The 26,834-nt window shown below is 61.5% G+C and carries 25 protein-coding genes and 1 pseudogene; 12 read left to right on the top strand and 14 right to left on the bottom strand.

Features of this window, described 5'->3' with window-relative positions:
- Positions 1-106: 106 nt before the first annotated feature.
- From RAN89_RS03120 to RAN89_RS03080, 9 genes are all read left to right on the top strand, one after another.
- Positions 107-1,393, top strand: coding sequence for an ABC transporter substrate-binding protein (locus RAN89_RS03120; protein ID WP_313868207.1), 1,287 nt, complete (start codon positions 107-109; stop codon positions 1,391-1,393).
- A 30-nt stretch (positions 1,394-1,423) separates the two neighbouring features.
- Positions 1,424-2,320: a carbohydrate ABC transporter permease gene (locus tag RAN89_RS03115; protein WP_313868206.1), complete on the top strand. Its 897-nt coding sequence runs from the start codon at positions 1,424-1,426 to the stop codon at positions 2,318-2,320.
- A 1-nt stretch (position 2,321) separates the two neighbouring features.
- Positions 2,322-3,140 (top strand): carbohydrate ABC transporter permease, encoded by an 819-nt coding sequence (locus RAN89_RS03110; RefSeq protein ID WP_313868205.1) that lies wholly within the window; start codon positions 2,322-2,324, stop codon positions 3,138-3,140.
- Between the two features lie 10 nt (positions 3,141-3,150).
- On the top strand, positions 3,151-5,397 hold the full coding sequence (locus tag RAN89_RS03105; protein ID WP_313868204.1) for a glycoside hydrolase family 2 protein: 2,247 nt from the start codon (positions 3,151-3,153) through the stop codon (positions 5,395-5,397).
- Between the two features lie 26 nt (positions 5,398-5,423).
- Positions 5,424-6,524, top strand: a complete 1,101-nt coding sequence (locus RAN89_RS03100) for an ABC transporter ATP-binding protein (protein WP_313868203.1) — start codon at positions 5,424-5,426, stop codon at positions 6,522-6,524.
- Entirely contained in the window at positions 6,521-8,695 is a 2,175-nt protein-coding gene (locus RAN89_RS03095; protein ID WP_313868202.1) for an alpha-galactosidase, read from the top strand. The genes RAN89_RS03100 and RAN89_RS03095 overlap by 4 nt, the downstream gene beginning before the upstream one ends.
- A 60-nt stretch (positions 8,696-8,755) precedes the next feature.
- Positions 8,756-9,082: a rhodanese-like domain-containing protein gene (locus RAN89_RS03090; RefSeq protein ID WP_313868201.1), complete on the top strand. Its 327-nt coding sequence runs from the start codon at positions 8,756-8,758 to the stop codon at positions 9,080-9,082.
- A gap of 223 nt (positions 9,083-9,305) precedes the next feature.
- Positions 9,306-10,766, top strand: a complete 1,461-nt coding sequence (locus tag RAN89_RS03085; protein WP_313868200.1) for an ATP-binding protein — start codon at positions 9,306-9,308, stop codon at positions 10,764-10,766.
- A 22-nt stretch (positions 10,767-10,788) separates the two neighbouring features.
- Positions 10,789-11,292 (top strand): DNA-deoxyinosine glycosylase, encoded by a 504-nt coding sequence (locus tag RAN89_RS03080; protein WP_313868199.1) that lies wholly within the window; start codon positions 10,789-10,791, stop codon positions 11,290-11,292.
- A gap of 66 nt (positions 11,293-11,358) precedes the next feature.
- Here RAN89_RS03080 and RAN89_RS03075 read toward each other — a convergent pair whose 3' ends face one another.
- Together RAN89_RS03075 and RAN89_RS03070 are read right to left on the bottom strand one after the other, a co-directional pair.
- A complete protein-coding gene (locus tag RAN89_RS03075) occupies positions 11,359-12,147 on the bottom strand; it encodes an HNH endonuclease (RefSeq protein WP_313868198.1) in 789 nt (262 codons plus the stop codon).
- Positions 12,148-12,191: 44 nt separating this feature from the next.
- Positions 12,192-12,602 carry a hypothetical protein gene (locus RAN89_RS03070; protein ID WP_313868197.1) on the bottom strand — a complete coding sequence of 137 codons (411 nt, stop codon included), beginning with the start codon at positions 12,600-12,602 and terminating at the stop codon, positions 12,192-12,194.
- Between the two features lie 161 nt (positions 12,603-12,763).
- Between RAN89_RS03070 and RAN89_RS03065 the strand changes: the two are divergent.
- Positions 12,764-13,013: pseudogene (locus tag RAN89_RS03065) on the top strand (hypothetical protein); the annotation flags it as partial.
- Positions 13,014-13,038: 25 nt separating this feature from the next.
- On the opposite strand, the gene RAN89_RS03060 reads toward RAN89_RS03065, so the two are convergent.
- Entirely contained in the window at positions 13,039-13,446 is a 408-nt protein-coding gene (locus tag RAN89_RS03060) for a nuclear transport factor 2 family protein (protein ID WP_313868196.1), read from the bottom strand.
- Positions 13,447-13,541: 95 nt separating this feature from the next.
- Here RAN89_RS03060 and RAN89_RS03055 point away from each other — a divergent pair, with 95 nt between their 5' ends.
- Both RAN89_RS03055 and RAN89_RS03050 read left to right on the top strand, forming a co-directional pair.
- Positions 13,542-14,435 carry a LysR family transcriptional regulator gene (locus RAN89_RS03055; RefSeq protein WP_313868195.1) on the top strand — a complete coding sequence of 298 codons (894 nt, stop codon included), beginning with the start codon at positions 13,542-13,544 and terminating at the stop codon, positions 14,433-14,435.
- 177 nt (positions 14,436-14,612) lie between these two features.
- On the top strand, positions 14,613-15,707 hold the full coding sequence (locus RAN89_RS03050; RefSeq protein WP_313868194.1) for a 3-deoxy-7-phosphoheptulonate synthase: 1,095 nt from the start codon (positions 14,613-14,615) through the stop codon (positions 15,705-15,707).
- Positions 15,708-15,736: 29 nt separating this feature from the next.
- On the opposite strand, the gene cynS is transcribed toward RAN89_RS03050, so the two are convergent.
- The 11 genes from cynS to RAN89_RS02995 all read right to left on the bottom strand — a co-directional run bounded on the left by cynS (position 15,737) and on the right by RAN89_RS02995 (position 26,831).
- Positions 15,737-16,180: a cyanase gene (gene cynS / locus RAN89_RS03045; protein ID WP_313868193.1), complete on the bottom strand. Its 444-nt coding sequence runs from the start codon at positions 16,178-16,180 to the stop codon at positions 15,737-15,739.
- Between the two features lie 26 nt (positions 16,181-16,206).
- Positions 16,207-17,085, bottom strand: coding sequence for an ABC transporter ATP-binding protein (locus tag RAN89_RS03040; protein ID WP_313868192.1), 879 nt, complete (start codon positions 17,083-17,085; stop codon positions 16,207-16,209).
- Positions 17,075-17,932 carry a nitrate ABC transporter permease gene (gene ntrB, locus RAN89_RS03035; protein WP_313868191.1) on the bottom strand — a complete coding sequence of 286 codons (858 nt, stop codon included), beginning with the start codon at positions 17,930-17,932 and terminating at the stop codon, positions 17,075-17,077. Before ntrB ends, RAN89_RS03040 begins: the two co-directional genes overlap by 11 nt.
- Positions 17,933-17,934: 2 nt before the next feature.
- Complete coding sequence (locus RAN89_RS03030) at positions 17,935-19,350, bottom strand: CmpA/NrtA family ABC transporter substrate-binding protein (protein WP_313868190.1); 1,416 nt, start codon at positions 19,348-19,350, stop codon at positions 17,935-17,937.
- 120 nt (positions 19,351-19,470) lie between these two features.
- Positions 19,471-20,142 (bottom strand): response regulator transcription factor, encoded by a 672-nt coding sequence (locus tag RAN89_RS03025; RefSeq protein WP_313868189.1) that lies wholly within the window; start codon positions 20,140-20,142, stop codon positions 19,471-19,473.
- Between the two features lie 2 nt (positions 20,143-20,144).
- Entirely contained in the window at positions 20,145-21,338 is a 1,194-nt protein-coding gene (locus RAN89_RS03020) for a PAS domain-containing sensor histidine kinase (RefSeq protein ID WP_313868188.1), read from the bottom strand.
- Positions 21,339-21,386: 48 nt separating this feature from the next.
- The gene (locus RAN89_RS03015) at positions 21,387-22,193 is read right to left on the bottom strand and encodes a FliA/WhiG family RNA polymerase sigma factor (protein WP_313868187.1); all 807 of its coding nucleotides are present in this window, start codon (positions 22,191-22,193) and stop codon (positions 21,387-21,389) included.
- A gap of 21 nt (positions 22,194-22,214) precedes the next feature.
- Complete coding sequence (locus RAN89_RS03010) at positions 22,215-23,366, bottom strand: M48 family metallopeptidase (RefSeq protein ID WP_313868186.1); 1,152 nt, start codon at positions 23,364-23,366, stop codon at positions 22,215-22,217.
- Positions 23,367-23,370: 4 nt separating this feature from the next.
- Positions 23,371-24,177, bottom strand: a complete 807-nt coding sequence (locus tag RAN89_RS03005; RefSeq protein ID WP_313868185.1) for a TIGR00266 family protein — start codon at positions 24,175-24,177, stop codon at positions 23,371-23,373.
- Between the two features lie 124 nt (positions 24,178-24,301).
- Positions 24,302-25,366: a multiple monosaccharide ABC transporter substrate-binding protein gene (chvE, locus tag RAN89_RS03000; RefSeq protein WP_313868184.1), complete on the bottom strand. Its 1,065-nt coding sequence runs from the start codon at positions 25,364-25,366 to the stop codon at positions 24,302-24,304.
- 25 nt (positions 25,367-25,391) lie between these two features.
- Positions 25,392-26,831, bottom strand: a complete 1,440-nt coding sequence (locus RAN89_RS02995) for an aldehyde dehydrogenase family protein (protein ID WP_313868183.1) — start codon at positions 26,829-26,831, stop codon at positions 25,392-25,394.
- Positions 26,832-26,834: the final 3 nt, after the last annotated feature.

Genomic DNA, 26,834 nt, shown 5'->3' with positions numbered 1-26,834 from the left:
CCGCCCCACTTTTTTTGGCAGGCCCGGACTCTGGAGACAACAGATACGCATGCTACGGTTCGCCCCGCATGACGTGCCTGACCCCATATCAACAGGAAGAATCACTATGAATTTCGCCAAACGCTTCACGATCCGTTCCACCGCAGCCGCCATGCTCGGCTTGGCCTTGGGCGGCACCGGCCTGATGGCCAGCCACGCCGCCAATGCCGGCGAAGTCACCATCTGGGCATGGGACCCGAACTTCAACATCGCCATCATGCAAGAGGCGGCCAAGCGTTACACCGCCAAGAACCCCGGTGTGACTTTCAAAATCATGGACATGGCCAAAGCCGATGTGGAGCAAAAGCTGCAGACCACCCTGGCCTCAGGCGTGACCAAGACCCTGCCCGACATCGTGCTGGTCGAGGACTACAACGCACCCAAGTATTTGCGCTCCTTCCCCGGCGCGTTTGAGCCCCTGTCCGGCAAAGTGGATCACAAGGCGTTTGCCAACTACAAGGTCAACCTGATGACCATGGGCGGCAAAGTCTACGGCCTGCCTTTTGACACCGGCACCACCGGCATGTACTACCGCAGCGACCTGATCAAGCAGGCCGGCTTCAGCGACAAGGACATGCAGAACATCACCTGGGACCGTTACCTGGAAATCGGCAAGCAAGTCGAAGCAAAAACCGGCAAGAAGATGTTCGCCATGGACCCCCAGGACATCGCCAGCATCCGCATCATGATGCAGTCCGCAGGCCGCTGGTACTTTGACAAAGACGGCAAGCTCGACATCAAGAACAACCCCGCCCTGAAGGCCGCGCTGGAAACCCAGGTCAAGTTCATGCAGACCGGCGTTTACAAGCCCACCTCCGGCTGGGGCGAGTGGGTCGGCGCGCTGAACAAGGGTGACGTCGCCTCCGTAATTACCGGCGTGTGGATCACCGGCTCCGTGAAGGCGGAAGCCAGCCAGTCCGGCAAATGGGCTGTGGCCGCCACACCGCGCCTGAATGTGCCCGGCGCAACCAACGCTTCCAACCTGGGCGGCTCCAGCTGGTATGTGCTGTCCAGCGGCAAGGAAAAGGCAGCGGCTGTGGACTTCCTGAACCAGATCTACGCCAAGGATGTGGACTTCTACCAAACCATCCTGCAATCCCGCGGTGCGGTGGGTTCCCTGTTGGCATCCCGTGGTGGCAAGGCGTACTCTGAAGCCGACCCCTTCTTCGGTGGCGACAAGGTCTGGCAAAAGTTCAGCGACTGGATGGGCAAAGTGCCTAGCGTGAACTACGGCATTTACACCGCCGAAGGTGACGCTGCCGTGGCCGCCCAGCTGCCCGGTCTGGCACAAGGCATGCCGGTCGAGAAGGCGCTGGAAAACATCCACAACCAGCTCGCCTCGCAAATCAAGTAAGTCACGGCAACACTGCACCCAAGGAGCACCATGGCGCCAAAGCCCACGACCAGCTACCGGCGTTTTTACGACGTCAACGGTTGGCTATTTGTTTCCATCGCCCTCGGGCTGATCGGGGTCTTCATGGCCTTCCCGATCGTTCATTCGCTATGGATGTCCCTGCATGCCGGGCAGGGAACGGTGGTTGAGTTCGTAGGCGTGGGCAACATCGTGCGTCTGGCGAGTGATCCTGTCTTTCTGAAAGCACTGCAGAACACCTGCATCTTTCTGGTGATCCAAGTGCCCATCATGCTGTTGCTGGCGCTGGTCATGGCCAGCTGCCTCAACATGCCGAACCTGCGCTTTCGCGGGCTGTTGCGCACGGCAGTATTTCTGCCGTGCGTGACCTCGCTGGTGGCGTACTCGGTGGTGTTCAAAAGCATGTTCTCGTATGACGGCCTGGTCAACCACGCGCTGGCGTGGCTGGGCCTCATTGCTGAGCCCATCCCCTGGCTCAACGACCCGTTCTGGTCCAAGGTAGTCATCATCATCGCCATCACCTGGCGCTGGACCGGCTACAACATGATCTTCTACCTCGCGGCCATGCAGAACATCGACAAGTCGATCTACGAGGCAGCCCGCATTGATGGCATCTCGGCCTACCGCCGCTTTGTCTCCATCACCATCCCGAATCTCAAGCCGGTGATCCTGTTCACCACGGTGACCTCCACCATCGGCACCCTGCAGTTGTTTGATGAACCCATGAACATCACCACCGTGGGCACCGTGTTCTCGGACAACACGCTCACCCTGTCCATGTACATCTACAACCTGTCATTCAAATTCGTGCCCAACTTCGGCTACGCCGCTACGGTGTCTTACGTCATCGTGCTGCTGGTGGCCGCGCTGGCTGCCATCCAGTTTTATGCCGCCCGGGAGCGCAACTGACATGACCAACTGGGCAGAAAAATTCCGCATGGCCGGCGTCTACCTCTTTCTGGGGGTCATGGCCTTTGTTTCCATCTTCCCCTTTGCCTGGATGGTGATCAGCTCCACCAATGCTTCGGTGGACGTCACCAAAGGCAAATTCACCTTCGGCAGCGCCTTTCTGCAGAACCTGGAAAAGCTCAACAAAACCTTTGATGTGGCCCAGGTCTTCTGGAACTCCGGGAAGATCGCCATCATCGGCGGCTTCTTCACGCTGGTCATCTCGTCCATGGCCGGATACGGTTTTGAAGTGTTCAGCTCCAAGGCCCGGGAGCGGGTCTACAACGGCCTGCTGCTCACGCTGATGGTTCCGTTTGCTGCGCTGATGATCCCCTTGTTCATCCTGATGGCCAAGTTCGATTTGTTGGACACGCACCTCGCCGTCATCCTGCCGGCCCTCGCCTCTGCGTACATCATTTTTTACTTTCGCCAGAGCACCAAAGCCTTCCCGCCCGAGCTGCGCGAAGCCGCGCGTCTGGACGGCCTCAAGGAATGGCAGATCTTCCTGTTTGTGTATGTGCCGGTGATGCGCTCTACCTATGCGGCGGCATTCATCATCGTGTTCATGGCAGCATGGAACAACTTCCTCTGGCCCCTCATCGTGCTGCAGTCCCCCGAGCTCAAAACCATCACCCTGGTGTTGTCCTCGCTGGGCTCGGCCTATTTCCCCGACTTCGGCGTGATCATGCTGGCGGCCATGCTCGCCACCCTGCCCACCCTGGTCGTCTTTTTCGCAATGCAACGGCAGTTCGTACAGGGCATGCTGGGCTCCGTCAAATAAGGCTTTTCACATGCGTACCGTTACCAAGCTCGTCTCGGGCTGGACTTTTCACACCTCTTTTTCGTCTGAACTCATCGCCAAGGCCGCTGCCGGCGAGGCCGTGCGCCTGCCGCACAACGCCGTCGACCTGGACATGACCTACTTCGACGAACGCGCATTCCAGAAGGAATTTGCCTACCAGTACACCCTGGCCTGGCAACCCGCATTTGCCGGCCGCGAAGTGGCCCTGAGCTTTGACGGCGCCATGGCCAACAGCGTGGTCTGGGTCAATGGCCAGCAAGTTGCCGCGCACAAAGACGGCTACACCCCCTTCAGCGCCCGCCTCACCGGTTTGCTCCAAGAGGGCGACAACCTCATTACCGTGAAGGTGGACGGCAGCGAGAACCCCGAAATCCCCCCCTTCGGCGGCCAGATCGATTACCTGACCTACGCCGGCATCTACCGCGATGTGTGGCTGCAAGTGACCGACGCGGTGTCCATTGCCAACCTCAAGGTTGAAACCGCTAACGAACTCAGCGACGCCAAGGGCGTCACCGTCAAAGGCTTTCTGGCCAACCCCACCCAAGTGACCTTCACAGGCACCGCACTGGTAGAGCTGTGCGCCATCGATGGCACCGTGCTGCACCAGCAAACCGTGGACGTGGCGGGCGCGGAATTCAGCGCCTCGTTTGAAGCACTGTCCGGCCTCGCGCTGTGGGAGCTGGACAGCCCTGTGCTGTATGTGGCCCGCGTCACGCTGAACACCAGCGCCGGCAGCGACCAGCACAGCACCCGCTTCGGCTTCCGCACCGCGCGCTTCACCACCGAAGGCTTCTTCCTCAACGGCAAGCCACTCAAAATTCGCGGCCTCAACCGCCACCAGAGCTACCCCTATGTAGGCTACGCCATGGGCCAACGCGCCCAGGCCAAAGACGCCGACGTCATGAAGGACGTGCTCAAGTGCAACCTTGTACGCACCTCGCACTACCCGCAGTCCACCTACTTTCTGAACCGGTGTGACGAAATCGGCCTCCTGGTGTTTGAAGAGATTCCGGGCTGGCAGCACATTGGCGGCCAGGCCTGGCAGGACGAGTCGGTGGAGAACGTGCGCCGCATGGTCGAGCGCGACTGGAACCACCCCTCCATCATCATCTGGGGCGTGCGCATCAACGAGTCGCAAGACAACCACGACTTCTACACCCGCACCAACGCCATGGCCCGCAGCCTGGACAGCACCCGCCAGACCGGTGGCGTGCGCTACATCGAAAACAGCGAGCTGCTGGAAGACGTGTACACCGTGAACGACTTCTGCCACGTGGCCCCCCCGGAGTGGATGAAGGGCATTGCCCCCACCCCGCTGCGCCAGCCACGCCAAGTGACCGGCCTGGCCCACGAGGTGCCGTATCTGGTGACCGAGTTCAACGGCCACATGTACCCTACCAAGCGCATCGACCCCGAAGACCGCCAGGCAGAGCATGTGCGCCGGCATCTGGATGTGCTGAACAAGGCGTATGAAAACCCCGTCATCAGCGGCGCCATTGGCTGGTGCATGTTTGACTACAACACCCACAAAGACTTCGGCGCGGGCGACCGCATCTGCCACCACGGCGTGATGGACATCTTCCGCGAACCCAAGTTCGCCGCCTGGGGTTACACCAGCCAGTGCAGCCCTGCAGAGCAAGTGGTGCTGCAACCCGTGACCTATTGGGCCCGTGGCGAGAAAGACCGCTGCGAGGTGCTGCCCCTGATCGTGCTCACCAACTGCGACTACGTGGAACTGCAAGTGGGCGACTTCGCGCCCAAGCGCGCCGAGCCTGACCGCGCGTTGTACCCCCACCTGCCGCACGCGCCGGTCATCTTTGACAGCCGCCACGTCAACATGAACGACCTGGGCGCCTGGGGCATGCTGTGGCGCGATGCCACGGTGACGGGCTACATCAACGGCAAGGCGGTTTCCACCGTCAAGCTCTCGGGCAACCCGGTGCCTACCACCTTGCAAGTGCAGGTGGACGACACGCAATTGCACGCCCATGAGAAGGACGCCACCCGCGTCATCGTGCGCGCGCTCGACCAAGCCGGCCGCCTGCTGCCGTTTATGGACGACGTGGTGCATGTGCAAGTCACCGGCGCAGCCAAGCTGCTGGGGCCCGATTTGCTCACGCTCAAGGGCGGTACCACCGGCTTCTGGCTGGAAACCACTGGCGCGGTGGGCGACATTACCCTGAGCGTATCCACCCGCCGCATGGGCGAGCAGCGCGTCACGCTGCGCGCCGCGTAAACAACCGAGTCGACGAGGAATAGAACATGGCAGACGTCAAACTCACCCAGGTCCGCAAATCATTCGGCGAGATCGACATCATTCGGGGCGTGGACCTCGACATCAAACACGGCGAATTCGTGGTGTTCGTGGGCCCCTCGGGCTGCGGCAAGTCCACGCTGTTGCGCGCCATCTCGGGCCTAGAAGACATCACCAGCGGCGAGCTGCGCATCGGCGACCAGGTCATGAACCATGTGGACCCGTCCAAGCGCGGCATTGCCATGGTGTTCCAGAGCTACGCGCTCTACCCCCACATGACAGTGCGCGAAAACATGGGCTTTGCCCTCAAGCACGCCGGTGTGGCCAAAGACGTGGTCCAAAGCAAGGTAGACGCCGCTGCCAAAATTCTGGGCCTCGAGCCGCTGATGGACCGCAAGCCCAAGGCCCTGTCGGGCGGGCAGCGCCAGCGCGTGGCCATCGGCCGTGCCATCGTGCGCGACCCGCAAGTGTTCTTGTTTGACGAGCCACTCTCCAACCTCGACGCCGAGCTGCGCGTACACATGCGCATCGAGATTGCGCGTTTGCACCGCGAGCTGGGCAGCACCATCATCTACGTGACGCACGACCAGGTGGAGGCCATGACCCTGGCCGACAAAATCGTCGTACTGCGCGCCGGCGTGGTCGAGCAAGTGGGTGCGCCGCTTGAACTGTATGACAACCCGGCCAACACCTTTGTGGCCGGCTTCATCGGCTCGCCGCGCATGAACTTCTTTGAAGGCAAGGTCACCGGTCACGCCCCCGTGAATGGCGGCAATGGCTGCCAGATCAGCCTCAACGGTTTTGACAACACCACCATCCAGCTGCCCCTGGGCGGCACCTTGCCGGCCGTAGGCAGCGAGGTGTCGGTGGGCGTGCGGCCCGAGCACTTCCAGGAGCAGGGCGATACCGTCCTGCCCGTCACCATCGACATGCTGGAACACCTGGGCGGCGAGACCTTTACCTACGCCCGCTCCAGCGGCGGCGTGATGGTGGTTATCGAGAGCAAAAACGGCCGCGAGCTGCGCTCCGGCCAGGCCATGGAAGCCCGCTTTGATGCTACAAAGGCCTTGTTGTTCGACAAGAGCGGCGCCCGCATTTACGGCTCATGAGCACCCACGCACCCGAGGCTTCTGCCACCTTCACCACGCTGCATGGCACCCACACCAGCGTGGTGCTGGAGGTGCGCCCGGGTGAGGCGCCGCTGTGGCGCTACTGGGGCCCCCGCCTGCCGGACAACTGCGTGCCCCTGGCTCCGCTGCGCGATGGCAGGGCCATCCCGCCCAGCAGCATGGAGTTCGACCAGCCGCTGACCGTGGCCCCCACCTTCGGCGTGGGCTGGTACATGCAAAGCGCCTTGCTGGCCCACCGAAGCGGCCAGCAGTTTGCGCAACAGTTCACCCACTGCGAGGTGGAAACCCTGCTCACCGGCAAGCGCATTGCCATCCACCTCACTGATAGCGTGGCGCAACTGCGCCTCACGCTGCACATGGCGCTGGACGCGCACGATGTGCTGCAGCTCAGCACCACCCTGGTGAACGACGGGCCTGATGTGCTGGACGTGCAGTGGCTGGCCGCAGGCACCGTGCCGCTGCCGGGCAACGCCCAAGCGGTGCGCTCTTACACCGGCCAGTGGGCCAACGAATTTCAGTTGCAAGTGGATGCCCTTTCGCGCAGCACCTGGCAGCGCGAGAACCGGCGCGGCCGCACCTCGCACGACAGCTTTCCCGGTGCCGTAGTCACCACGCCCGGCAGCACTGAACACGCGGGTACGGTGTATGGCGCGCACCTGGCGTGGTCAGGCAACCACCGCCAGGCCATCGAGTGGCTGCACGACGGGCAATACCAATGGCAAATGGGCGAGTGGCTGGCCCCCGGCGAAGTGCGCTTGGGCGCAGGCGAGCGACTGCAAACGCCCACCCTGTTTGCCAGCTGCTCGGTGCAGGGCCTGAACGGCCTGGCTGCGAACTTCCACGCCACCGTGCGCAGCCGCGTGCCCTGGCCCGGTGGCCGCATGCGCCCGCGCCCGGTGCACCTCAACACCTGGGAGGCGGTGTACTTTGACCACCGCACCGACGACATCCGGGCACTGGCTGAAGCCGCCGCCAGCGTGGGCGTGGAGCGCTTTGTGCTCGACGACGGCTGGTTCCAGGGCCGCCACAGCGACCGCGCCGCCCTGGGCGACTGGTGGCCCGACCCCGCTAAATACCCCGATGGCCTGCAACCCCTGGCCCGCCATGTGAACCAGCTGGGCATGGAGTTCGGCCTGTGGGTCGAGCCCGAAATGGTCAATCCCGACAGCCAGCTCTTCCGCACCCACCCCGACTGGGCGCTGCAGCTGGAAGGCCGCCCCCTGCTCACCATGCGCAACCAGCTGGTGCTGGACGTGGCCCGCCCCGAGGTGGCCGACTACCTGTTTACCAAGCTGCACGCGCTCTTGAGCAATGTGCCCATTGCCTACCTCAAGTGGGACATGAACCGCGACCTCACCACCGCAGGCAACGCGCTGGGCCACCCGGCCTACCGCCGGTTTGTGCACGCGCTGTATGCACTGGTGGACCGGGTGCGCGCAGCCCACCCGCAGCTGGAGATTGAAAGCTGCGCCTCCGGCGGCGCGCGGCTGGACATGGGTGTGCTCGCCCACACCCACCGCGTCTGGACCAGCGACTGCAACGACGCACTCTCGCGCGTGGCCATCCAGCGCGGCGCGCTGCAATTTTTGCCCCCAGAGATTCTGGGCGCCCACATCGGCCCAGCCCCGGCGCACACCACCGGCCGTAGCCAGAGCCTGAACTTCCGTGCCGGTGTTGCGTTGAGCGGGCACCTGGGCATTGAGGCAGACGTGCGCCACATGAGCGACGAAGACCGCATGGCCCTGGGCCGCTGGGTGGGCATGTACAAACAGCTACGCAACCGCCTGCACACCGGCCAGGTGTGGCTGGGCGAGGCTGGCGACGGCGTGGTCTGGCAAGCCCATGGCGACGCCGGTGCCAGCGAAATTCTGCTGCTGGTGTACCGCACCGCGCCCACTACCCACCGCAACACACCGCCCCTGCGCCTTCCCATGCTGCGCCCGGCGGCGCACTACACCATCGAGCGGCTGGACCCGACCCCACCCGAGTGGACCAGCAGCCCGCTCAACGACGCAGCACTTGCCGCCGGTGCCCAAGCCGCCCTGCCGCCCACCGCCCACGGCGCTTGGCTGGCCGCAGTGGGCTTGCCGCTGCCACGGATGTACGCGGAGAGCGCGCTGATCTACCGGCTGCGGTTTATCCCGCAGTAGACCGGGTTGGCGCGAGGCGGCGACAATCCGCAGGAACCCACCACCTCCTGAGGCCCCCGCATGAAAACACTCGTCGCCAACATCACCCTCGCCCTCACCATGTCCTTGGGGGCCCTCACGGCCCAGGCCAAAGACGTCATCATTGACGTGCGCAGCCCGCAGGAATTTGCCGCCGGGCATGTGGAAGGCGCCATCAACATCGAGCACACCGCCATCGCCCAGGAGATTGCCAAGGCGGGCGTGGGCAAGGACGACACCGTGCTGCTGTACTGCCAGAGTGGCCGGCGCAGCGGCATCGCGCTGGAAACGCTTAAAGGCATGGGCTTTAGCAAAGCCGAAAACGTGGGCGGAATCGAGCAGGCCCGCAAAACCTTGGCCAAGAAATAAGGCAGAGCACGCGCATGGCGGCAGTCACACTGACCGTCCTGGCTCCGCTGGTGTCACCCTAGAATCACATCCGAATCCGGAAAGTGACAAATAACCTATAAAAATCAAACACTTGCTGTCACATTCAGTTTGATAAGCCTTAGCTAGGCTAAAGCAAGCCGGTTATCACATCCGAATCCGGAAATTTTGATAAAAGCCAATCCAATCAACAACTTACTGTCACATGGCAAACAAACACTGGGTCACTGATGCGCTGGCGATATTGGCTGAAAGCCTATCTCCGCTGCCGCATGAGCTCAACGAGCTGGACTGGAAGGCCAACCTCTCGACCCACAAAGACCGCTTGGCAGAACACCTGATGGCCATGGCCAACCAGCCTAACGGGGGCGTGCTGGTATTTGGTATCAACAACGATGGCACAGCTGTGGGTGTGTCTGATAGTGAGGTGGAGCAAGTCATCGGGACACTTGCCAATCTCGGCCGGGATGCCATTGAGCCGCCCATCGCACTCGATCACGCCGTGGTAGACCACACGCCGGGAACGGCGGTGCTGCTGGTGAAAATTCCCGAGTCCCCCGTTAAGCCCGTGCAACGGCGCGGAAAGTCGGTAGAAGAGACATGGATTCGATCAGGGGGCACTACCCGGAAAGCGTCCCGCCAAGAAATCGGCGCGTTGATGATGAACAGCGCGCCCATGCGCTGGGAAGACTTGCGCGCTTCAACCCTGCTAAAACTCGATGAGGTTGCTGACTTACTGGACCTCCAGGCTATTGCGCGGCTGCTGGAACGACCTCTCCCGGGCGATGATGATGACCTCGCTCATTGGCTGGTCGCAGAGGGCCTTACCACCATGGAGGGGCGGGGGCACTACATCACCAACTTCGGGGCTATAGCGGCAGCCCGTCAACTCAAAGACTTTCCCAACTTGGCCAGAAAAGCCATTCGCGTGGTGATCTACCGGGGCACGAACAAAATAGACACGATTGAAGAACTGCAAGGTCAACGTGGCTACGCCGTGGGTTTTGAGGGGCTGATTGGCTACTTGCGCAAAATGCTGCCGCACTCGGAAGTCATCAAACAGTCTCTGCGTACCGAGGTGAGTGTCTATCCGGAGATTGCACTGCGCGAACTCATCGCCAATGCTCTCATCCACCAAGACTTTCATATCAGCGGCTCAGGCCCGATGGTGGATGTTTACAGCGACCGCATTGCGATTTCCAACCCTGGCACCTTACTGCCGGGCAAGCGCCCTGACCGGCTAATTGGCGCTACCCCAGAATCGCGCAACGAAAAACTTGCCTACTCATTTCGCCGCTTCCGCATTTGTGAGGAACGGGGCACTGGCTTTCAAAAAGTGGTGCAGGCCATTGAGCTCTTTGGTATGCCGCCCCTACGCATCACGCCGGAGCAAACCACCTTCAGCGTAACGCTCAGTGCGCCACGCAAGTTCGCCGATATGGAAACTCCCGAGCGTATTGAGGCCTGCTACCAACACGCTGTGCTGCAATACCTGTCCAGCCAAACCCTGACCAACACCACTCTGCGTGAGCGATTCAAGCTGCATGACAAACAGCGCAACGCTATCACCAACCTCATCAGCGAAGCGGTGGCTGCAGGGCGCCTCAAACGCAAAGACGCAAGTAGCGGCAACAAATTTGCCGAATACTTACCGTATTGGGCCTAAACCTAACAAACGGGTAGCACGGATGACAAACACTACCCTCACCGGCCTGGCGCCGCTGGTGTCACCCGCCACCAAGGTGCTGATACTGGGCAGCTTCCCCGGTGTGCGCTCGCTGCAAGCGCAAGAGTATTACGGCCACCCGCAAAACCAGTTCTGGAAGATATTGCAAGCCATTTGGCCCTCTGGCGCCCATGGAATATGCGCAAGCAGCTATGAAATTCGTAGCAACTGGCTGCTGGATCGCGGCCTGGGCTTGTGGGACGTGTACGCCAGCTGCGAGCGCGAAGGCAGCCTGGACAGTGCCATCCGTAACGCGGTGTCCAACGATATCGCCGCGCTACACCTGCCGCAGTTACAGGCCATCGCCCACAACGGCGGCGAAAGCTTCAAACACGCCCGCCACACCCGCACCCTGGGCGTGCCCGTCTACCAGCTCCCCAGCACCAGCCCGGCCAATGCGTCATGGAGCTTTGAGCGCAAGTTGGCGGCGTGGCGGGAGGTGATGGAGCGGCATGGGTTGGTTTAAGAGTCAAATCAGGCTCTAGCGCTCGTGAATATTGCGCAAGCAGCTATCAAAAACAGAGCAATTTCCCTAGATAAATCCAAAGTGACCCGCGTGCCAAGCCAAAAATTCAGGCGCAGGTGCCAAGCGAGAAGGCATACGAATGGGGGCCTTGTCGAAGCGCAGAAGTGACTCCCGCAAGAACGCGTCGGCGCTTTTGGATTTGAGCTTGGGACTCACACGCACTGTGTAGTCCGGCAACACCGTGATAAGACCTTGGTCGTACGCGCGGTCATGGAGTGCGGATAAACAGAGACCGTTTTGCGGATTCAGGCGGTTGTGAGTGTCCTCACTCCACGGGACGATGTGGCTCGCGATGAGCAGGCTCTCGTTCTGCAAACCGCTGATGCAGCAGGTGCTGTTGTAGCCCACCAGCACAGACTTACGAAAACGCGCTTGATTGACACGAACTTGCACGGTGGCCGTGCGGGTACGCCCCAGTTCAGTAGGCGGTAACTCTAGGTCCAACTCGTCGGCCACCTCCAAGCCATGACCCGCCGCCAACTTTCCATAAATGGAAGCGGCTTCAAGAACAGTGGCGTCCCAGTTCGCCAAAAGCTCACTCCAAACCGCTTTATCGACCTTGGATGCGCCGTCCATGCCTTTACGACCGCTCGCGAGCACTGCAGGGTCTAGGCTGGCTAAGTTGCACAGCTTGAGTGCCACCGAGTTCGCGGTACGGCCAATCCAGACTGCTAATTCTTTGATTTTGGGGTTTCGCGCGTGGAGCTGTCCGTAGTTCAGCTGCAGATAAATATGCAGCCCCGCTAGTACCTGCTCTCGAGTCCAGTCATTGCGTAGCTTTGTCTCTTTTGACATACCGCTTTCCTCCTTGAAAAGCAGTATGCCAGGCAGAAATCTCACTATTTCGGCATCGGGTTGTGCGCAATCCGATAACCCGCCCGCTTACTCGTCCTGAACGTGTCCTCGGGTGGCAAACATTCCGCAGGTGGGACGTAGTACACCGTCCAGTCGCCGTAGTACTTCCCGGCGTAAATCAACATGTCGCCTTTGATCCCAAAGTCCTGCTGGGTCGAATCGTCGCCAAAGTACCGCTTCGCGTCACCCGCGGATTCAAACTCAATCTTTACGTCGTTAGCGTAGGTGGTGTGGCACCAAACCAATGGACCAATGGCGGGCCCATTGAAGCCCCAATCCGTCATCCGCTCATTAGGGTCATCCCGCCCGTGAAAGAGGCCCAAGTACAAACCGGGCTTGGCAGGGCTTTGGCCGTATTCGGGGATTGCATCGTCTTTCATCACACAGGTGGTCATCAGCTTCTCCTCTGAAAAGGGCGAAGCGTAGGGAGCTTCCATCGCTTTGTGACCCAGGGCTTTGCCTGGGCTGACAGCCCAATTTCCAGCAGCGAGACTTGCGGGGGCGGAGTGCACCTAAAATACATGCCAAATCACCCTCTAGCGCTCGTATTACCTGCGCGAGCAGCTATGAAAATCATAGCGAGTGGCTGCTGGAGCGCGGCCTGGGTGTCTAGGACGTGTACGCCCACTGCGAGCGCGAAGGCAGCCTGGACAGTGCCATCCGCAACGCGGTGCCCAACGACATCGCCGCACTGCACCAGCTCGGCCAATGCGTCATGGAGCTTTGAGAGCAAGCTGGCGGCGTGGCGGGAGGTGATGGAGCGGCATGGGTTGGTTCCGGATCCACCCCTTCCTTCCAAAATTTAGTGGGGCTTCGTAGTTGCGTTGGGTATCAACGATCGGGGGCGTACTTGTCGCCAACCTGTTCGCGCAACGGATGCGTGTCGTAGACGATCTGCATATCCTGAATGCGGGAACCTTGCGGCCGGAAACTGAAAACGTCAACACAGGTGAAATTCACCTCCCTGCCGTCGTTCAGTGTCCAGTCGTAGCGGAAGTAGGCCGCCACCCGTACAACGTCGGTAGCGGGTTGTACGGATGCGAACAGGTCAATGGGTGTGATGACGCTCTTGCTCGACGCCAGCGCGAGCTTCTGGAAGAATTCGCTCGCTCCCATCGTGCCCAAGAAGGGCGAATGAACGACACCGTTCTCCTCGAATGTGGAAATCAGACCTGCCGTGTCGCTGGCGTGCAAGTACTGCAGATAGGTTTGAACTGTCTGGATGGCTAACTGGGTCATGGGAATCTTCCTTTTGCTGTTTAGAACGACTTGAGCTTCCCAGATGGACTCGATGGTCGCAAGCCATAATGCCCGTCAATACATAAACGATTTTTATGAATTTGCGTTACTTGCAGTACTTGAGACTGGTCATTGAGCACGGCTCATTTGCAGCAGCTGCGCGAGCAAGCGGTGTGTCTCAGCCGGCCATCAGCCACGGGATGCGGCAACTCCAACAGCACTTCATAACCCCTTTGCTGCTTCGATCCGGCCGGCAATGCGTGCCTACCGAATTGGCGTTGCAGGTTGCGTCGGAAGGCGCAGCGATTGCGGATCGAGTCGATGCGCTTGCCACGGTTTCCCGTGCCCGTCCAAGCCCGTATGTGTTGCGGATCGGCCTGACCCCTTCTGCCGCGGTCGTCTGCGGACCGACCGTGTACAGCACCTGGTGCCAGGGCCATCCCCGTCGCAGTTTGGAACTCACGAGCGCCGACGAGGGGCACCTCCTGGCAGAACTGCAGAAGGGTGCGTTCGACCTCGTCCTAGCGCCACGGCCCCGCGGATACGTGGCGAAGGGTCTGACCTGCCAGCCCTTGTACCAACTTCAGCCTTTGGTATATGCCCGGCGAAATCACCCTCTGACCGACGCACAAACGATCACTGCACTGCAGGGTGCAGATTGGACATCCGTGGGGCCCAGTGTTCGAGGCCCGGTCAACGTACTGACAGAAGCATTCGCGGTTCGCCGCATGACGCCACCGCGCGTCACTGTGAAGTGCCCTGACTATGCAAGCATGCTAAACCTCGTGGCCCACACAGACCTGCTTGCGGTGGTGCCCCATCCAGCATTGCTGACGGGAGAGCTGCATCAGCAAGTCACGCCTTTGCGCCTGCGCGAGACACTACCTCTTTACGAAATGTGGTCGTTCCATCTGGCCAGCTCCCGTCGGGCGGAAGCTGTAGTGGCCGCGCTGCTTCAAAATCCAGCCCTGGCACCCCAGAGCATGTAGAGGGGCCGCCCGCTGGGATACGGAAGCTGTGCGGGTGCTGCATCGTGCTTGGCGCATTCCTGACTCCGGTACTGCACCCATCGCCTTTCCCACTGGATCCATCACTCCTCTAAAATATAAGCCAAATCACCCTCTAGCGCTCGTATTACCTGCGCGAGCAGCTATCAAATTCATAGTATGACAACCTCCACCATCGCCGCCCTGACCACCCACGACACCACCCGTATTGACGATGTGCGCATCGGTGCGGTGCGCCCGCTCATCACCCCCGCGCTGCTGGAAGAAAAGCTGCCCGTGCCGGCCGCTGCCGAGGCGCTGGTGGAATGCAGCCGTGCGGCCATCTCGCGCATCCTGCAGGGGCAGGACGACCGGCTGGTGGTGGTGGTGGGGCCCTGCTCCATCCACGACCACAGCCAGGCCATGGAATACGCACGCCTGCTCAAGGCGCAGGCCGATTTGCTGAGTGCCGACCTGCTGGTGGTGATGCGCGTGTACTTTGAGAAGCCGCGCACCACCGTGGGCTGGAAGGGCTACATCAACGACCCGCACCTGGACGGCAGCTTTGCCATCAACCAAGGGCTGGAGATGGCGCGCCGCTTGTTGCTGGATGTGCTGGACACCGGCCTGCCTGCAGCCACCGAGTTTCTGGACTTGCTCTCGCCGCAATTCATCAGCGAGCTGGTGAGCTGGGGCGCCATTGGCGCGCGCACCACCGAGAGCCAGAGCCACCGCCAGCTGGCCAGCGGCCTAAGCTGCCCCGTGGGCTTCAAAAACGGCACCGATGGCGGTATCAAGGTGGCGACCGACGCGATTCAGGCCGCGCAAGGCGCGCACGCTTTCATGGGCATGACCAAAATGGGCCAGGCCGCCATCTTCGAGACACGCGGCAACCACGATTGCCACGTGATCCTGCGCGGCGGCAAGGCGCCCAACTACTCTGCCGCTGATGTGGACGCCGCCTGCGCGCTGCTCAAAGCCGCCGGCCTGCGCGAGCAGGTGATGATTGACGTGAGCCACGCCAACAGCAGCAAACAGCACGCCCGCCAGATCGTGGTGGCGCAAGACGTGGCCGCACAGATTGCCGCAGGCGATGCGCGCATTACCGGCCTGATGATCGAGAGCCATCTCAACGAAGGCCGCCAAGACATCGTGGACGGCAAGCCGCTGCAACACGGCGTGAGCGTGACCGACGCTTGCATCAGCTGGGCGCAAACCGTGCCGGTACTCGAAACATTGGCCGCCGCTGTGCGCGAGCGCCGCCAGAAGGCCTGAGCGCCACAGGCGCCCAAGCCTAAGCTCGGTCAGTAAGTCTTGTAGGGCAGGAACTTGCCCGACAGCACCACGTTCACACGGTCGCCCTTGGGGTCGGGCTGGCGCACGATGTCCATGGAAAAGTCGATGGCGCTCATGATGCCGTCGCCGAACTCTTCGTGGATGAGTTCTTTGATGGTGGTGCCGTACACGCTGACGATTTCATACCAGCGGTAGATCAGCGGGTCGGTAGGCACGGGGGTGGGCAGCGAGCCTTTGTAGGGCACCACTTGCAGCCACTTTTGCTCTTCTACCGTCAGGCCAAAGATTTTGCCCACGACCTTGGCTTGCTTGTCGTCCAGCGTCATCTGGCCCAGGCAGGCGGCGGTAGTCCACTCTTTGCTCAAGCCCACTTTTTTGGCCACCGATTCCCAGGTGATGCCTTTGCTGACTTTGACGGTGATGATCTTTTCGGTAACGTCGTTGCGGTTCATGGTTGACTCCTTTGGTGTTGACAGGTTTAAGCGGGGGTTGCGGATACAGCGGCCAGGCCGGGTTGCACCACGGGCGGGTGCGCAGGCGCACGGCCGTTGGACAGGTCTTTGGACCGGCTGACCAGAAAGTCCACGAGGTGGTTGCGCTGCGGGTAGTACTGCGGGTCGTGGTGTACGGTGGCGCGTTGCCGGTCGCGGGGCATGGTGTTGTGCACGATCTCGGCCACACGCGCGGTGGGGCCGTTGCTCATGAGCAGCACTTTGTCGGCCAGCAGCACGGCTTCGTCCACATCGTGGGTGATCATGAAAACGGTTTGCCCGGTATCGCGCACGATGGTGAGCAGCTCGTCCTGGATGGTGCCGCGGGTGAGCGCGTCCAGCGCGCCAAAGGGCTCGTCGAGCAGCAGCATTTTGGGTTCGATGGCAAACGCCCGGGCAATGCCCACGCGCTGTTTCATGCCACCCGAAAGCGCCGCGGGCTTCTTGTCCAGCGCGGCGGTCAGGCCGACCAGCGCCACGTACTTTTCGACATGCGCGCGCACTTGCTCGGCAGACCAATCTGGCCACTTGGAGCGCACGGCAAACGCTATGTTGTTGCGCACTGAGAGCCAGGGCATGAGCGCATGGCCCTGAAAGACCACGCCGCGCTCCAGGCCCGGCGCGTTGACTTCGCGCCCGTCCATGAACACCTGGCCCGCGCTGGCTTGCTCTAGGCCTGCCAGCACGTTGAGGATGGTGGTTTTGCCGCAGCCCGAGTGGCCGATGATGCAAACGAACTCGCCTTTGGCTACGGTGAAGTTCACCTGGTCAAACACAGGCTCGGTCGCACCGGGGTAGGTTTTGGCCAGGCCTTCAATTTGCAGGAAGGGGCGGGGCGTTGTGAAAGTGGTGGGCTCAGTCTGCATAGGTCACCCATTTCTGCAGGCGGGCAAACACCAGGTCCAGCAGCATGCCCATGACGCCGATCACGCCGATGGCAAAGAGCACGTTGGTGAGCGACAGGTTGTTCCACTCGTTCCACACAAAGTAGCCGATGCCGGTGCCACCCACCAGCATCTCGGCCGCCACAATCACCAGCCAGGCTATCCCCATGGAGATGCGCATGCCGGTCAGGATGGTGGGCGCGGCTGCGGGCAATATCACCTGAAAGGCCTTGCGCAGGGGCTTGACCTCCAGGGTGCGGGCCACGTTCAGCCACTCGCGCTTGACGCTGGCCACGCCGAACGCGGTGTTGATGAGCATGGGCCAGACCGAGCAGATAAAGATCACAAAGATGCCGGAGGCCGACGAGTCCTTGATGGTGTAGAGCGCCAGCGGCATCCACGCCAAAGGCGAGATGGGCTTGAGGATCTGGATAAACGGGTCCAGCGCCTTGTGCAGCAGGGGCGACATGCCGATCACAAACCCCAGCGGTATGGCTACTACGCATGCGAGCAAGAAGCCCAGACCCACCCGCGCCAGCGAATGGCCCAGCTGAATGGCGATGCCTTTGTCGTTGGGGCCCTTGTCATAAAAAGGATCTGCCAGGTGCTTCCAGACTGTGGCGCCCATTTGAGCGGGAGTTGGAAACCCGCCCTGCTTTTGGGTGCCGGGGTCTTTGCCGAGCATCTTGAGGTACTCAATTTGCTCGGCGCTCAGGTTGCTGGCGCTGGCTGCGCCGGTGCTGTGGGTAGCCAGCTGCCAGATGCCCAGCAGCGCCAACAACAAGACCAGCGAGATGAGCAGCGCGCGGCCGTTCAGGTTGCTTGCCATGCTCAGCCCATCTTGTTGATAGCGAAGCTGTTGACGTACTCGTCAGGCTTGGCCGCGTCAAACACTTTGCCCATGATGGTGAACTTGGGGTAGGCGCCTTCGGGGGCCTTCATGCCGAGTTCGGTCATGCGCTTTTTGGCGTCGGTGAGCAGGAAGACTTTTTCGGCAATCTGCTTGTAGTTCACATCGCCCTTGATGTAGCCCCAGCGCTTCATCTGGGTGAGCATCCACACCGCCATGGACTGCCATGGGATGGGGTTGAAGTCCGCCCGGTCAGGCACGGTTTTGATGTTGCCCAAGCCGTCGGCAAAGCGGCCGGTGAGCACTTGGGTGAGCACGGTTTCGGGCTGGTTCAGGTAGGCCTGGGGCGCAATCACCTTGGCAATGAGCTCGCGATTCTCGGGGCCGCGCGCCATGGCGGCCGCGTTGAGCACCGCGCGGTACAACGCGGCAAAGGTGTTGGGGTTGCTCTGGATGAACTCGGTGCTGCTGCCAAACGCACAGCAGGGGTGGCCGTCCCACAGCTCTTTGGTCAGGATGTGGATGAAGCCGATTTCCTCAAACACCGCGCGCTGGTTGAACGGATCGGGGCCGAGGTAGCCATCAATGTTACCTGCGCGCAGGTTGGCCACCATTTCGGGTGGGGGTACCACGCGAATCTGGATGTCGGTGTCGGGGTTGAGGCCGGCTTCTGCCACGTAGTAGCGCAGCAGGAAGTTGTGCATGCTGAACTCAAAGGGCACCGCGAATTTGAGCCCCTTCCAGAGCTTGGGGTCGCGCTTGTCTTTGTGCTTGTTGGCCAGGGTGATAGCCTGGCCGTTGGTGTTTTGGATGGTGGCCACGTTCATGGGCACCTGGGTGGAGCCCACGCCCATGGAGATGGCCAGCGGCATAGGCGACAAGAAGTGTGTGGCGTCGTATTCCTTGTTGATCATCTTGTCGCGGATCAGCGCCCAGCCTGCGGTCTTGGTGACTTCGACGTTCAGGCCCTGTTTGCTATAAAAGCCCAGGGGGTGGGCCATGATGAGCGGCGTGGCGCAAGTGATCGGGATAAAGCCGATTTTTAGGTTGGTTTTTTCCAGCGTTCCGGGCTTTTTGCCGGCCTCTTGTGCCATGGCTTGCATGCTGGCAATGGGCAACACACTGGCAATGGCGGCCATGGCTGTGCCCTTGCCCACCGCGCGCAGGAAGTTGCGGCGCTCACGCTCCTGCGGAAAGATGGCCTTGATGAGAGAGGCTTCAACAAACGCGTTGGAATAGGCCTCGAATTCTTCAGTCTGGCTGCGGCGGATGAGCTCGGTGGTGGCGCTTTGGGCGGCTTGTTCTTTTTGGTGTTCTGCCACCGTGTGGTCTTTGCCGCAGGTGCAGCGCATCAACAAGGGGCGATCGGCATCGTAGGGAGAAAAGTCAAACAACATGGCAAACACCTTTCCAGTTAAAAGATGTGTGCCCCTTTGCAACGAGCGGGCCAGAAAGTACCGGAATGCAGCCCTTGCAAAAAATGGCGGGAACTTCGGCAACGCTTTGTAGGGGCTGCCCTACAAATTCGCGTTATGGGCCTGTTGTTGGGCGTACAGCGCGAGCTCTACGTCGTTTTTGGTGCCGGTTTTTTCCAGGATGCGCTGCCGGTAGGTGCTGACCGTGTTGGACGCCAGGCCCAGCTGTGCACCAATTTCGCCCACGGTTTTGCCGGCGGTGAGTAGCCTGAAGACCTGGTGCTCGCGATGAGAAAGCGCCTCTGCACCTTGGTGGGTCGTATTGGCCACGGCACTGGCCAGCGCCTCAGCCGCCTGTGCAGACACATACACGCCACCACTGGCGACCTTGCGCACGGCGGCGATCATGTCGTCGGGGTCGGCACCCTTATTCAAATAGCCCGCCGCGCCCAGCTTGATGCAGCGCACGGCGTATTGCTTCTCGGGGTAGGTGCTGAGCATGAGCACCGGCAGCTTGGGCCAGGCAGCCTTGAGGGCCTGCAAAACATCCAAACCATCCCGCCCGGGCATGGCAATGTCCAGCAGCACGGCCGACAGGCCTGCGTTGCCGCCCAGGGCCTGCACCGCCTCCAACACCTCCGGGCCACTAGCGGCCTCTGCCACCACGTGCAGGTCTGCGGCATCGGCCAGCACTTGCTTGAGCCCTTCACGCACGATGCGGTGGTCGTCACCAATCAGTATGCGGTAGGGGGTGTGGGAGGTGGAGCTTGGCATTGCTATGGTTTTGGTAGCTGCACGCGCAGATTGAAAGAGGACCCGAGGCCGATTTGGCTTGTAATCTCCAGGCTTCCGCCCAAGTGCCTTGCCCGCTCACGCATGCCCATGATGCCGTAGGCGTCGGGCGCATCAAAGGCCTGCATGGGGGCGCCCTGGCCATTGTCTTTGACTGAGATGGTGATGTCACTCGCATCCGCGCGGATCGAGATGTCCAAATGCGTCGCCTGCGCGTGGCGCCCCACATTACTGAGCATTTCTTGAAAGATGCGGAAGATGGCGATGGTGTGGGTGTCAGGCACGGGCTGCGCGGCGCTCACGTCCATGTGCCAGTCCAAACCCATCTCTGCCGACTGCACAAACTCGTGCGCCTGCCAGTCCAGCGCGACCCACAGACCTTGGTGATCGAGGATGCTGGGGCGCAGGTCGGTGATGATGCGGCCGACGTTGTCCACCGCCGCTTCAATCAGCTGGCTCATGTTGCGGCATTTGTGCTGCATCTGGTCGCGCATGGCTTGTGCGGCATCCGGCGCCCGGCCGGGTTGCTCAGCCAGGCGTTTTTCGAGCCAGCCGACATCCATCTTCAAGGCGACCAGCAGGCTGCCCAGCTCGTCATGCACTTCGCGGGCAATGCGGGTGCGCTCTTCTTCGCGCACCGAGTGGCTGTGGGCGGTGAGTTCGCGCAGTTGCTGCAGGGCTTCGGACAGCGCCTGGGTGCGCTCCTCCACCCGCTGCTCCAGCTCGGTGTGGGCGCGGCGCAAGGCCTCTTCGGCGTTGCGGCGGGCGGAGATATCCACAAAAGTGACCACAGCGCCCTGCACCAAGCCGCTATCGACAATGGGGTGCGACGAGTATTCGACCGCGAAGGCCGAACCGTCGCGGCGCCAGAACAGCTCCGTGTCGATCCGGCAGGGCAACGCTTTGCGGAAGGCATTGAAGATGGGGCAGGTGTGTTCAGGGTAGTGTTCGCCACCCGGGTGGCTGTGGTGTGCCAGCTCGTGCATGTTGGCGCCCAGCACTTCATGGGACTCGTAGCCCAGCATGGCGGCCCCGGCGCGGTTGATGAAGGTGCAACGGCCGTCCATGTCGATGCCGAAGATGCCTTCGCCGGTGGACTCCAGCAGCAGCGAAAGCCGGTCACGCCACAGGGGCTGTGTGGGACCGGATACGGTGGCAACTGGGGCTTGAGGGTGCATGCATTGCAGGCAGCAAGCATCGTGCCTGATAAGGCCCGGGCAGCAGGTTCAGGCGCCCAGGGTGCTGTACTCCGACTCGTCAGGCTCGTCGCGCGGCCGCATGCGCGGGGTGAGCAGGCGCGCCATGTCACGGTCGGCCATCGAGGCGCGTAGCTGGGCGATGGACTGGGTGTGCATTTGCGAGATGCGCGCCTCCGAGAGGCCCAGGTGTTTGGCGATCTCGTGCATGCGCATTTCGTGCTCGTAATACAACGTGAGCAAGATCTGGCTTTTGCGTGGGAGCAGCTGGATGGATTCAGCCAGCGCCTGGCGCAGGGCAGCGCGCTCCAGCAGGGCCAGGGGGTCGGCGTTGTCTTCCAGGCAGCGCTTGAGGTACTGATCTACGCTGTCGCCGGTAAGGTCTTGCAGCGAGATCAGCACGTAGCCTTGAGCGTCCTGCAGCAAGCGCTGGTAGTCGGCCAAAGGCATGTCAAGCTGCTTGGCCAGCTCGCCTTCGGTCGGCGGACGGCCCAGCCGGTGGCTGAGCTGCTGCAGCGCCACTTCGACCCGCCGCATGTCTTTGCGCACCTGGCGACTTACCGGATCGGCAGCGCGCAGGCCGTCAATCATGGCGCCCTGGGCCCGCAGGGCGATGTAGTTTTCAAAATGCGTGCCCGAGGACTCTTTGGTCCAGCGCAGCAGCGCTTCCATCAGCCCGAGCATGCCATCCTGCACCAGATCCGCCCTGTCCACATTCGGCGGCAGGCGCCGCCCCACGTGGTTCGCCACGGAACGCACCACCGGCTGGTGGTCTTCCACCAGCTTGCGGGTGTCGTCGCTCAATTGCGTAGAGGCTGGCTGGGGCGTGGCGGCCATGAACAAGTTGTGAGTGGAAGCCTATTGTGCGCTACCCACCTTTTCGGCCGGTGACAGGCTCTTCTGTACTGCCACCCAGTCCAAGGGCAGCACATCCCAAGGCCCGGTATGGGCTTTGACTGCCTCGCGCAGGCGCGTGGCCCGGCCCTCAGAGGCCGGGTGGGTAGAAAGGAGCTCTGGCACTGCAACACCGGGGCTTTGCTTGACCAGCGTGTCCATAAAGTCGGCCATGCCTGCGGGGTTGATGCGTGCAGCTACCAAACGACGCAAACCTTCGGCATCGGCGGCTTCCTCAGCCTCGCGGGAAAACTTCATTTCCAACAAGCCGGTCATCGCCTGACCCAGCGCGGCACCGCTCCATTCGCCCAGCAGCACTGCGGCACCCGCGCGCACCCCCAGCGCTTTGACCATTCCTTGCAGGCCATGGCGCAACTCGGCATGTGCCACCTCGTGGGCGATAACGCCAGCTGCTTCTTCCGGCGTTCTGGCGGCCTGCAGCAAACCGCTGTAGACCACCACCACGCCGCCGGGTGCTGTAAAGGCATTGAGCTCGGCTTTGTCGACCACCAGCCAACGGTAGGTGTAGGCCGAGCCCGTGGTCAGGCGCTGGCCCATGAGGCGCACGGCGTCCACTGCCGGGCCGGACTCCATCACGCGCATTTGGGCGCGGGTCTGGGCCAGCACCAGGTCGCCCAGTTTGGCTTCCTGCTCGTGAGGAATATGTTTCACGAGCCAGCCCACGGCGTCGTCCACGCGGGTGATTAACAAGACCAAGGCCAGCAATGGAACCAAGGCAAGAAGCGCCAAAGCGGCCCACCACAACCTGAAGCGCCGCTCCACCTTGGCGCTTGCGTTGCCGGCGGCCTGGTGCTGCGGTGTCAGGTGAGCGGGCAAACCGGCAGCAAAGGCCATGCGCGAGGCACCGGCATCCACATAAAAGCGGCATTCGCCGTCTGCACCGGCCCATACCAGCGCGAGCTGCGTAGCATTGAAACCACCGGACTGCACACGTGCATCCGGCTCTGATTCCCATGTTTGTTCCGCAGTTTGCACTTGCAAGCGGCCGTGCTGCCAGCGCGCGCTGGCAGCTACCCCCACGCCGTCCAGACCGGGGGCAAAAAAGCGGCCTGTGAATGGGCTGTGGGCGGCGGCTTCGCTACTGCTGCTCAGCATGCGCTCATTCGTCGTTGCTGCCGCCACCAATCAGGCCGCCGAGCACGCCCGCGCCCAACAAGGAGCCCTGGTCCGCAGACCGGCCACCTGCAGCAGGCGCGGAAAGGATGATGCGGTTGGCCAGGCGCGACAGCGGCAGGCTTTGCAGCCACACCTTGCCCGGGCCGCGCAGGGTGGCAAAGAACAAACCTTCACCGCCGAAGATGGCGGACTTCACTTTGCCCACGAACTGGATGTCAAAGTCCACGGTGGGCTGGAAAGCCACCACACAGCCGGTGTCTACCCGCAGGGTCTCACCGGGTGCCAGAGTGCGCTCCATCAGGGTGCCGCCGGCGTGCACAAAAGCCATGCCGTCGCCATCGAGCTTTTGCATGATGAAGCCTTCGCCGCCGAACAGGCCCACGCCCAGCTTTTTCTGGAAGGCAATGCCCAGCGCCACGCCTTTGGCGGCGCACAGGAAGGAATCTTTCTGGCAGATGATGGTGCCACCAAGTTGGCTCAGGTCCATGGGCACGATCTTGCCGGGGTAGGGTGCTGCAAAGGCCACGCGTTGCTTGCCGGAACCGCTGTTTTCGAAAACCGTGGTGAACAGGCCTTCGCCGGTCAGCAGGCGTTTGCCTGCTCCCATAAGTTTGCCGAAAAAGCCGCCTTGCTGGGAACCATCACCAAAGATGGTGTCCATGGTGATGCCTTCTTGCATGTACATCATCACGCCGGCTTCGCCGATGGCGGCTTCACCGGGGTCGAGTTCCACCTCGACGTATTGCATCTCGGAACCAAAAATTTCGTAGTCAACTACATCCATTGCCATGTGTGCTCTCCTGGGTACAGGGCCCGCGCTGGGGCCGGATTGCGAACCTTATCAGGCCTGCAAGGCACAGGCATAAAAAAGCCCCCTGCAGGAGGGGGCTATGTGCAGAGGGAACCCAGCGCAATCACTTGAACTGGTCGGCCCGGTAATAGCCGGAGTTCACCAGCATGGGGCGCCAGTTGTTGATGTCCACCACAGCCGGCTTGAGCAGGAACGATGGAACGATCTTCTGGCCGTTGTTGTAGGTTTTTTCGTCGTTGATGGCGGGCTTTTTGCCGGAGAGAATGGCGTCCACCATGGTGGTGACGACCTGCGCCAATTCGCGGTTGTCCTTGAAGACGGTGGAAGACTGCTCGCCCCGGATGATGGAGCGCACGGAGGGCATCTCTGCGTCCTGCCCGGTCACCACCGGCAGGGGTTGGTTGCCTTGTCCGTAGTTGGCCTTCTTCATGGCGGTAATCAGTTCCATGCTGATGCCGTCATAGGGCGATAGCAGGGCGTCCAGACGCTGTTTGGTGTAGTGCTTGTCCAGGATCTGCACCAGGCGGGCACGGGCGACCGAGCCGCTCCAGCGCAGGGTGGATACCTTCTCCATGCCCATTTGGCCTGAACCTACGACGAGCTTGCCTTTGTCGATGTAGGGCTTGAGCACCGACATGGCACCGTCGTAGAAAAAGTATGCGTTGTTGTCGTCCGGGGAACCGGCGAACAGCTCGATGGTGAACGGGCCTTTGCCCTTGTCCAGACCCAACCGCTCAATGATGTCGGAACCTTGCAGCACGCCGACCTGAAAGTTGTCGAAGGTAGCGTAGTAATCGACATGCGGCGTGTCGCGGATCAGGCGGTCATAAGCAACGACCTTGATGTTGCGCTCGGCTGCCTTCTTGAGCACCGGGGCCAGCTTGGTGCCGTCAATGGCGCCGATGACCAGCACTTTCATGTCGGACGCCTTGAGCATTTCCTCTGTTTGGGCCACTTGGGTGGCTACATCGTCGTTGGCGTACTTGAGATCGGGGCGGTAGCCCAGCTTGTCCATGGCACGCACCATGGCCAAGCCGTCCACCACCCAACGCTGGGACGTGATGGTGGGCATGAGAATGCCCACGCCGCCCTTACTGTTTTGTGCATGGGCCCAGGGCATGGACACCATCAGCACTGTACTTAAAAAGAACCGCCCCAGGAATCGCATGCCTGTCTCCTCGTTGTTGTTTGAATCAGGCGAGCGTATATGCAGTCTTGACCGTCGTAAAGAACTCGGCAGCGTACTTGCCTTGCTCGCGGGAACCGTAGCTGCTGCCTTTGCGCCCACCAAAAGGCACATGGTAGTCCACCCCCGCAGTGGGCAGATTGACCATCACCATACCGGCCTGGCTGTGGCGCTTGAAATGAGTGGCGTATTTCAGGCTGGTGGTGGCAATGCCGGCCGACAGGCCGAAGGGCGTGTCATTGGCGACGGCCAAGGCTTCGTCGTAGTCCTTCACACGGATCACGCTGGCCACCGGACCGAAGATTTCTTCGCGGTTGATACGCATGGACGGGGTGCTGTCCACCAGCAAGGCCGGTGCCATGTAAAAGCCCTCGGTGTCGCGCGTGAGGCGTTCGCCACCGGTGAGCAGCGTGGCGCCCTCAAGCTTGCCGATTTCCACATACGACAAGTCCTGCTCCAGCTGCGCTTGGGACGACACCGGACCGATGTCGATGCCAGCGGCCAAGGCGTCACCCACCTTGATGGCGGCCATGCGTTTTTGCATGGCTTCGATGAAGGCCGGGTAGATTTTGTCGGTCACGATCAGGCGGCTGGACGCGGTGCAGCGCTGGCCGGTGGAGTAGAAGGCGCTTTGCACGCTGAGCTCGACCGCCACATTCAGGTCAGCATCGTCCAGCACCACTTGCGGGTTCTTGCCACCCATTTCGAGCTGGACTTTCTTCATGTGTCCGGCACAGGCGGCGGCAATGCGCTGGCCCACACCCACGGAGCCGGTGAAGCTCACGGCAGTGATGCCGGGGTGATTGACCAAGGCGTCGCCAATGACACGACCCGACCCCATGACGAGGTTGAACACACCGGCAGGAATGCCGCTGCGGTGGATGATGTCGGCCAGCGCCCAGGCACAGCCTGGCACCAGGTCTGCGGGCTTCAACACCACGCAGTTGCCATAGGCCAGTGCAGGTGCAATCTTCCAGGCAGGGATGGCGATGGGGAAGTTCCAGGGGGTGATCAAGCCGATCACGCCCAAAGGCTCGCGGGTGACTTCCACCCCGATGCCGGGACGCACGGAGGGCAATGTTTCACCGGCCAGGCGCAGGCATTCACCGGCAAAGAACTTGAAGATGTTGCCGGCACGGGCCGCTTCGCCAATGCCTTCGGCGCGGGTCTTGCCCTCTTCGCGGGAGAGCAGGGTACCCAGCTCTTCTTTGCGAGCCAGGATTTCATTGCCGATTTTGTCGAGCGCGTCGGCACGGGCCTGGATGCCGCCTGTAGACCAGGCCGGAAAGGCCTTTTGGGCTGCTGCGACGGCAGCGTTGAGCTGGGCCACGTCGGCTTGAGCGTATTCACCGATCACGTCTGCGAGGTTGGACGGATTCAGGTTGGGCGCGTAGCTGTTGCCGGCGAGCCATTCGCCGTTGATAAGGTTGTTGTATTGGGTGGTCATGGT

This window comes from Rhodoferax mekongensis (assembly GCF_032191775.1).
Classification (GTDB): Bacteria; Pseudomonadota; Gammaproteobacteria; order Burkholderiales; family Burkholderiaceae_C; genus Allorhodoferax; species Allorhodoferax mekongensis.
The sequence above is the reverse complement of the archived record's forward strand: the minus strand, read 5'-3'. Positions and strand labels throughout refer to the sequence as shown.

What these genes read in the sequence shown, in the direction of transcription:
- RAN89_RS03120 (WP_313868207.1), top strand. Translation starts at nt 107, where the DNA reads ATGAATTTCGCCAAACGCTTCACGATCCGTTCCACCGCAGCCGCCATG.
- RAN89_RS03115 (WP_313868206.1), top strand. Translation starts at nt 1,424, where the DNA reads ATGGCGCCAAAGCCCACGACCAGCTACCGGCGTTTTTACGACGTCAAC.
- RAN89_RS03110 (WP_313868205.1), top strand. Translation starts at nt 2,322, where the DNA reads ATGACCAACTGGGCAGAAAAATTCCGCATGGCCGGCGTCTACCTCTTT.
- RAN89_RS03105 (WP_313868204.1), top strand. Translation starts at nt 3,151, where the DNA reads ATGCGTACCGTTACCAAGCTCGTCTCGGGCTGGACTTTTCACACCTCT.
- RAN89_RS03100 (WP_313868203.1), top strand. Translation starts at nt 5,424, where the DNA reads ATGGCAGACGTCAAACTCACCCAGGTCCGCAAATCATTCGGCGAGATC.
- RAN89_RS03095 (WP_313868202.1), top strand. Translation starts at nt 6,521, where the DNA reads ATGAGCACCCACGCACCCGAGGCTTCTGCCACCTTCACCACGCTGCAT.
- RAN89_RS03090 (WP_313868201.1), top strand. Translation starts at nt 8,756, where the DNA reads ATGAAAACACTCGTCGCCAACATCACCCTCGCCCTCACCATGTCCTTG.
- RAN89_RS03085 (WP_313868200.1), top strand. Translation starts at nt 9,306, where the DNA reads ATGGCAAACAAACACTGGGTCACTGATGCGCTGGCGATATTGGCTGAA.
- RAN89_RS03080 (WP_313868199.1), top strand. Translation starts at nt 10,789, where the DNA reads ATGACAAACACTACCCTCACCGGCCTGGCGCCGCTGGTGTCACCCGCC.
- RAN89_RS03075 (WP_313868198.1), bottom strand. Translation starts at nt 12,147, where the DNA reads ATGTCAAAAGAGACAAAGCTACGCAATGACTGGACTCGAGAGCAGGTA.
- RAN89_RS03070 (WP_313868197.1), bottom strand. Translation starts at nt 12,602, where the DNA reads ATGACCACCTGTGTGATGAAAGACGATGCAATCCCCGAATACGGCCAA.
- RAN89_RS03060 (WP_313868196.1), bottom strand. Translation starts at nt 13,446, where the DNA reads ATGACCCAGTTAGCCATCCAGACAGTTCAAACCTATCTGCAGTACTTG.
- RAN89_RS03055 (WP_313868195.1), top strand. Translation starts at nt 13,542, where the DNA reads ATGAATTTGCGTTACTTGCAGTACTTGAGACTGGTCATTGAGCACGGC.
- RAN89_RS03050 (WP_313868194.1), top strand. Translation starts at nt 14,613, where the DNA reads ATGACAACCTCCACCATCGCCGCCCTGACCACCCACGACACCACCCGT.
- cynS (WP_313868193.1), bottom strand. Translation starts at nt 16,180, where the DNA reads ATGAACCGCAACGACGTTACCGAAAAGATCATCACCGTCAAAGTCAGC.
- RAN89_RS03040 (WP_313868192.1), bottom strand. Translation starts at nt 17,085, where the DNA reads ATGCAGACTGAGCCCACCACTTTCACAACGCCCCGCCCCTTCCTGCAA.
- ntrB (WP_313868191.1), bottom strand. Translation starts at nt 17,932, where the DNA reads ATGGCAAGCAACCTGAACGGCCGCGCGCTGCTCATCTCGCTGGTCTTG.
- RAN89_RS03030 (WP_313868190.1), bottom strand. Translation starts at nt 19,350, where the DNA reads ATGTTGTTTGACTTTTCTCCCTACGATGCCGATCGCCCCTTGTTGATG.
- RAN89_RS03025 (WP_313868189.1), bottom strand. Translation starts at nt 20,142, where the DNA reads ATGCCAAGCTCCACCTCCCACACCCCCTACCGCATACTGATTGGTGAC.
- RAN89_RS03020 (WP_313868188.1), bottom strand. Translation starts at nt 21,338, where the DNA reads ATGCACCCTCAAGCCCCAGTTGCCACCGTATCCGGTCCCACACAGCCC.
- RAN89_RS03015 (WP_313868187.1), bottom strand. Translation starts at nt 22,193, where the DNA reads ATGGCCGCCACGCCCCAGCCAGCCTCTACGCAATTGAGCGACGACACC.
- RAN89_RS03010 (WP_313868186.1), bottom strand. Translation starts at nt 23,366, where the DNA reads ATGCTGAGCAGCAGTAGCGAAGCCGCCGCCCACAGCCCATTCACAGGC.
- RAN89_RS03005 (WP_313868185.1), bottom strand. Translation starts at nt 24,177, where the DNA reads ATGGCAATGGATGTAGTTGACTACGAAATTTTTGGTTCCGAGATGCAA.
- chvE (WP_313868184.1), bottom strand. Translation starts at nt 25,366, where the DNA reads ATGCGATTCCTGGGGCGGTTCTTTTTAAGTACAGTGCTGATGGTGTCC.
- RAN89_RS02995 (WP_313868183.1), bottom strand. Translation starts at nt 26,831, where the DNA reads ATGACCACCCAATACAACAACCTTATCAACGGCGAATGGCTCGCCGGC.